The following is a 5545-nucleotide window of genomic DNA, read 5'->3' on the forward strand; positions in this document are numbered from 1 at the left end:
CAAGCTCGCCCTCACCTATCGCGGAGGCGTCGTGCTCGCCGCCGTCACCATCTGGCTACGCCAATAAGGAGACGCGCCCTAGTCCGCTTGACGCGCCCGTTCGCGGCAAGAGAATGGGGCAGCAGGGGGACGGGGAGCCCACCAACGCCGCTTCACGAGGTATGCGCGACCACCTCAGTGACGACCGTGTCCCAGACGGCCCGTGGCGGGTACTGGTGGCCCATGCCGGGCAGCGCGACCAGGCGCGCGCCGGGGATCTCGCGGGCCAGTGCCTCGCCGTGCGGGAGTGGGAGCAGGGGATCCGCCGTCCCGTGCAGCACCAGTGTCGGCGCGGTGATCTCGGAGAGCTTGCCGCGGTCCAGTTCGCCGCCCTCGAGGATCCAGTGGTTGGTCTGGCTGGCCGCGACGTCGGTCGTGCGGTCGTACATCCGGGTCGCGACCGCGCGCTCGTGCGGGAGGTCCGGCGCGATGGTGCCGTCGAACGGGCGCAGTCCGTCGATCATCGCCTCGATGGCGGTGTCGCGGTCGGACCAGTCCGGCTGCGGCGCCTCCGACGCGAACAGCTCGGCGAGCTGAGGCGACATGGGCGGCAGGTCGGGGCGGTCCGGGCCGCCCGGACCCGCGGGGCTGGTCGACTGCAGGGTCAGCGTCAGCACGCGTGACGGGTGCTCGACGCCGAGCTGCTGTGCGATGCCGCCGCCCATCGAGATGCCGTAGAGGTGGGCTGCCGGCAGGCCGTAGCCGTCGAGCACGGCCAGCGCGTCGGTCACCAGGTCCGCGCCCGTGTAGCCCGGCGCACCCGCGGGATACGCGGTGGACCGCCCGGTGTCGCGGAAGTCGTACCGGATGACGTACCGCCCGGCCGCCGCGATCCGCTCGCAGAACTCGTCCTCCCAGTAGTCCATCGAGGCCGCCGCACCGCCGATCAGCAGGATCGCGGGGTCGTCCGGTGACCCGAACGCCTCGGCGCACAGCTGGGCGTCGCCGGCCGGGATCATCCGCTCGGTCATCGTCCGCTCCTCACTATGGAAAACATATCGAGTACTATTCTTCCCATAGCTTGAAGGGAGGCGCAAGTGACCCGGACCTACGGCGAGGGCTGTCCGATCGCCCTCTCGCTCGACATCGTGGGCGAGCGGTGGGCGCTGCTCGTCGTCCGTGAGCTGCGGCTCGGCCCGCGCCGCTACCGCGACCTGCAGGAGGCGCTGCCGGGCATCACGCCGGCCGTCCTCTCCAAGCGGCTCAAGGAGCTGGAGGAGTACGGAGTGCTGCGCCGCCGCGAGCTGCCGCCACCGGCCGCTGCCCGGGTGTACGAGCTGACTGAGTGGGGCGCCGGCCTGGAGCCGGTCTTCCAGGCGCTGGCCCGGTGGGGCGTGCGCTCACCCGTGCTGCCGCTGACCGGCGAGGTCAGCGCCGACTCCGTCATGCTCGGGCTGCGCACCTTCTTCGGCGGGGACGGCGACGGCCCGCCGCACGCGCCGTGGACCGCGAGCTACGAGATCGCCCTCGACCGCGACGTCTACCGGCTGGTGGTCGAGGATGGCCGCCTGGCGGAGCTGGCCCGCGGTCCGGCGGCCACGGCGCCGGACGTCGTCGTGCGGACGACCAAGGCGGCCTGGCAGGCGGTGCTCGACGGCGCCGAGCCGCTCGCCGACGCCGTCGCAGCCGGCCGTCTGACGCTGACCGGCGACCTCGACGCCCTGCGGCGGCTGGTCGACGCGCCGCGGAAGATCAGGCCGCGGCCGGCTCCAGCCGGATGACCACCGACTTCGACGCCGGCGTGTTGCTCACCTCGGCGGTGTGGTCCAGCGGCACCAGCACGTTCGTCTCGGGGAAGTACGCGGCCGCGCAGCCCGGCGCCGTCGGGTAAGCCACCACCCGGAACGACGACGCGCGGCGGTCGCCATCGCTCCACTCGCTCACGAGGTCGACCATGGCGCCGTCGGCGATGCCCAGCGCCTCGAGGTCGGCCGGGTTCACGAACACGACGCGGCGGCCGTCGCGGATGCCGCGGTAGCGGTCGTCGAGGCCGTAGATGGTGGTGTTGAACTGGTCGTGCGACCGGACGGTCTGCAGGATCAGCCGGCCCGGCGGGACCCGCAGCACCTCCAGCTCGTTGACGCTGAACTGCGCCTTCCCGCTGGCGGTCGGGAACGAGCGGGAGTCGCGCGGCGGGTGCGGCAGCACGAAGCCGCCGGGCACGGCGACGCGCTCCTCGTAGTCGTCGAAGCCGGGCACCACCCGGGCGATGCGCGCCCGCACGGCCGAGTAGTCGGCCGCGAACGACGCCCACGGGATGCCGTCCGGCCCGGACGGCCCGAACACCCGCTGCGCCAGGCCGCAGATGATCGCCACCTCGCTGCGCAGCTGATCGGACGCGGGCCGCAGCGTGCCGCGCGAGGCGTGCACGACGCTCATGGAGTCCTCGACGGTGACGAACTGCTCGCCGCCGGCCTGCACGTCGCGCTCCGTCCGGCCGAGGCACGGCAGGATGATCGAGCGTTGCCCGGCCAGCGCATGCGACCGGTTGAGCTTCGTCGACACGTGCACCGTCAGCGGCACCGCCCGCAGCGCGGCCGCCGTCACCTCGCTGTCCGGCGTGGCCGCGGCGAAGTTGCCGCCCATGGCCATGAACACGCCGACCCGGCCGTCGCGCATCGCCCGGATGGTGTCGACGGTGTCGTGGCCGGGCCGCCGCGGCGCGGTGATGCCGAACTCCGCCTCCAGCGCGTCGAGGAACGCGGCCGGCGGCTTCTCCCAGATGCCCATGGTGCGGTCGCCCTGCACGTTGCTGTGCCCGCGGACGGGGCAGGCGCCGGCGCCGGGCCGGCCGATGTTGCCGCGCAGCAGCAGGAAGTTGACGATCTCGCGGATGGTCGGCACGGCCTTCTTGTGCTGCGTGAGGCCCATGGCCCAGCAGACGATGACGCTGCCGGCGGTGCGGACCTCCTCGACGAACGCCTCCAGCGCCTCCCGCGGCAGGCCGGTCGCCGTCGCGACGTCGTCCCAGTCGAGCTTCCGCCAGGCCGCGACGGCGTCGTCGAACCCGGTCGTGTACTGGTCGACGAATGCGTGGTCGACGGCGCCGGCGTCGACCAGCATGCGGTTGACCGCCTGGAAGAACGCGAGGTCGCCGCCGAGCCGGATCTGCAGGTAGTGGTCGGACAGCAGGGTGCCGCGTCCGACGACACCGCGCACGGTCTGCGGGTTCTTGAAGGTGTGCAGGCCGGCCTCCGGCAGCGGGTTGACGGCGACGATGCGCGCGCCGCGCCGCTTGGCCTGCTCGAGCGCGGTGAGCATGCGCGGGTGGTTGGTGCCCGGATTCTGGCCGACGACGACGATGAGGTCGGCGTGGTCGGTGATGTCGGTGAGCGAGACGCTGCCCTTGCCGACGCCGATGGTCTCCGACAGCGCCGCGCCGGACGACTCGTGACACATGTTCGAGCAGTCCGGCAGGTTGTTCGTGCCGAGCGTGCGGGCGAACAGCTGGTACAGGAACGCGGCCTCGTTGCTGGTGCGCCCGGACGTGTAGAAGACGGCCTTGTCGGGACCGGCCAGCCCGTGCAGCGCGTCGGCGATGACGTCGAACGCGCGGTCCCAGCCGATCGGCCGGTAGTGAGTGTCGCCGGCCTCGCGCAGCATCGGCTCGGTGAGCCGGCCCTGCTGGCCCAGCCAGTGGTCGGAGCGCCCGGCCAGGTCGGCGATGGAGTGCTCGGCGAAGAACGCGGCGTCGACCCGGCGGACGGTGGCCTCCTCGGCGACCGCCTTCGCGCCGTTCTCGCAGAACTCCGCCAGGTGTGGCTTGCCCGGCTCGGGCCAGGCGCAGCCGGGACAGTCGAACCCGTGCTGCTGGTTCAGCACGCGCAGGGTCTTCACACCGCGGCGGACGCCGGCCTGTTCGAGCACGTCCTTCAGCCCGTGCACGACGCCGGGCACGCCGGCGGCGCTGGCCTGCGGCGGGCTCACCCGCAGACCGGCCTCGTCGTGTTCGTCCTTCGGTGCCCGCGTGGTCATGAACCGACGGTAGCGCTCGGCGCCCGCCGGTGTGCAGCCCGGAGCGCCCTCGTGACGCGGCCAGCCCCGGTGCGGACGGCCCGCTCGATGTCCCAGCGCCGGGCCTGGAACTCAGGCGACGGCAACGACACCGCGACCGAGCCGATGACGTCGCCGCCGGGGGAGCGGACCGGCGCCGCCATGCACGACAACCCGGCCTGCAGCTCGCCGATCTCGAGCGCGACGCTGGCCTCGCGCACGTGCGACAGGTGCCGTTCCAGCAGGTCGCGTTTGACGATGGTGGCACCGGTCAGCGCCGCGAGGCCGGCGCCGTCGAGGTAGCCGTGCAGCTGGTCGCGGTCCATGCCCGCCAGCATGACCTTGCCGAACGCGGTGGCGTGAGCGGACTCGTCGAACCCGACGTCGAGCAGCTGCACCCGGCGGCGCCGCTCGGAGTCGGCGACGTGCGCGATGACGATGCCGGCCTCGCGGAACACCGCGTAGTAGGCGGCGGCGTCGGCCTCGACGTGCAGCGCGCGGACCGCCGCCGCGACGTCCTCCTCGACCGCGAGCTGCCGGTGCAGCCCGCGGTCGAGCCGGCGCACGCCGTAGCCGAGCGCGTAGCGGTGCTCGCTGGCGAGGTGGACGACGTAGCCGCTGTCGATCAGCGTGCTGAGCAGGTGGTAGGTGGTGGGGAGGGCGAGGCCGAGCTCGTCGGCGATGCTGCGGGCGCTGACGCCGCGCGGGTCGGCGGCGACGACCTCCATGACCCGCAGCGCCTTCGTCACCGAGGCGATGGTTCCCGAGGACCGCACCGTTGCCCGTCCCATTTCCCCAGCCTAACCGCCGTACCGCGTGCTGAGCAGGCCGCGGCAGAATCCGGCGTTGCCCTCGATGCTGATCCGGGTGGTGCGGGCCAGGCGCAGCCGCAGCGGAAGCGCTTCGGCCGCGATCGGCGCGCCGTCGTCGTCGACCAGCAGCGGCGCGTCGTCGCCGGCCGGCAGCCCCAGCCGCTCCCGCCGGCGACGCAGCCGGTCGGCGTCCGGCACGTCGCGCAGCCGCGCCCGGGCGACGTCGACGCCGTCGCCGGCCAGTCGCGACGCGACCCGCTCCTGCTCGGCCGCGTGCGCCTTGCGCCAGAACGTGAGCCGCAGCTCGTCGAGCTCGGACACCGCGAGGCCCGGGAACGCCGCGGCGAACCCGTCGCCGGCCGCGACGCCGTCGTTGATCTCGTCCGCGGCGAAGTGGTCCTCCAGCCGCACGTCGACGGCGTCGACGCCGGGCACGGCGCGGGCGGCCTCGTAGGCGTCGGCGACCATCAGGTAGGCGAAGTTCGGCGCGCAGAAGTACGTCGGCAGCCGCAGCCGGATGTGCGCGACGCCGTCCTCGACGCTCACCGCGGAGACGAAGCCCAGCTCCGTCACCGGCTCGTCCAGCTCGGGATCGACGACGGCGTCCAGCGCGCGCCAGATCGCCGGCACCGGGCCGGCGGCGTCGTGGCCGCCGGCCCGGGCGGCGTCGCCACCGCCTGGGGGGCTCGCGGCGGGCGACG

The 5545-nt window shown here is 73.6% G+C and carries 5 protein-coding genes; 1 reads left to right on the forward strand and 4 read right to left on the reverse strand.

From position 1 onward, the window contains the following. Positions 1-152 precede the first annotated feature (152 nt). Positions 153-1010 (reverse strand): alpha/beta fold hydrolase, encoded by an 858-nt coding sequence (locus DY240_RS24505; protein ID WP_119662334.1) that lies wholly within the window; start codon positions 1008-1010, stop codon positions 153-155. Positions 1011-1076: 66 nt separating this feature from the next. Between DY240_RS24505 and DY240_RS24510 the strand changes: the two genes are divergently transcribed. Then, positions 1077-1760, forward strand: coding sequence for a winged helix-turn-helix transcriptional regulator (locus DY240_RS24510; RefSeq protein ID WP_119662335.1), 684 nt, complete (start codon positions 1077-1079; stop codon positions 1758-1760). On the opposite strand, the gene DY240_RS24515 is transcribed toward DY240_RS24510, so the two are convergent. The 3 genes from DY240_RS24515 to DY240_RS24525 are packed head-to-tail and all read right to left on the reverse strand — an operon-like array spanning position 1732 to position 5474. Continuing rightward, complete coding sequence (locus tag DY240_RS24515; RefSeq protein ID WP_119662336.1) at positions 1732-4014, reverse strand: FdhF/YdeP family oxidoreductase; 2283 nt, start codon at positions 4012-4014, stop codon at positions 1732-1734. The two genes, DY240_RS24510 and DY240_RS24515, sit on opposite strands and share 29 nt — an antisense overlap. Then, a complete protein-coding gene (locus tag DY240_RS24520) occupies positions 4011-4781 on the reverse strand; it encodes an IclR family transcriptional regulator (protein ID WP_199702326.1) in 771 nt (256 codons plus the stop codon). Before DY240_RS24520 ends, DY240_RS24515 begins: the two co-directional genes overlap by 4 nt. Positions 4782-4832: 51 nt before the next feature. Then, positions 4833-5474, reverse strand: coding sequence for an iron-sulfur cluster assembly protein (locus DY240_RS24525; protein ID WP_119662338.1), 642 nt, complete (start codon positions 5472-5474; stop codon positions 4833-4835). Positions 5475-5545: the final 71 nt, after the last annotated feature.

The sequence above is a fragment of the Jiangella rhizosphaerae genome, from assembly GCF_003579925.1.
Classification (GTDB): domain Bacteria; phylum Actinomycetota; class Actinomycetes; order Jiangellales; family Jiangellaceae; genus Jiangella; species Jiangella rhizosphaerae.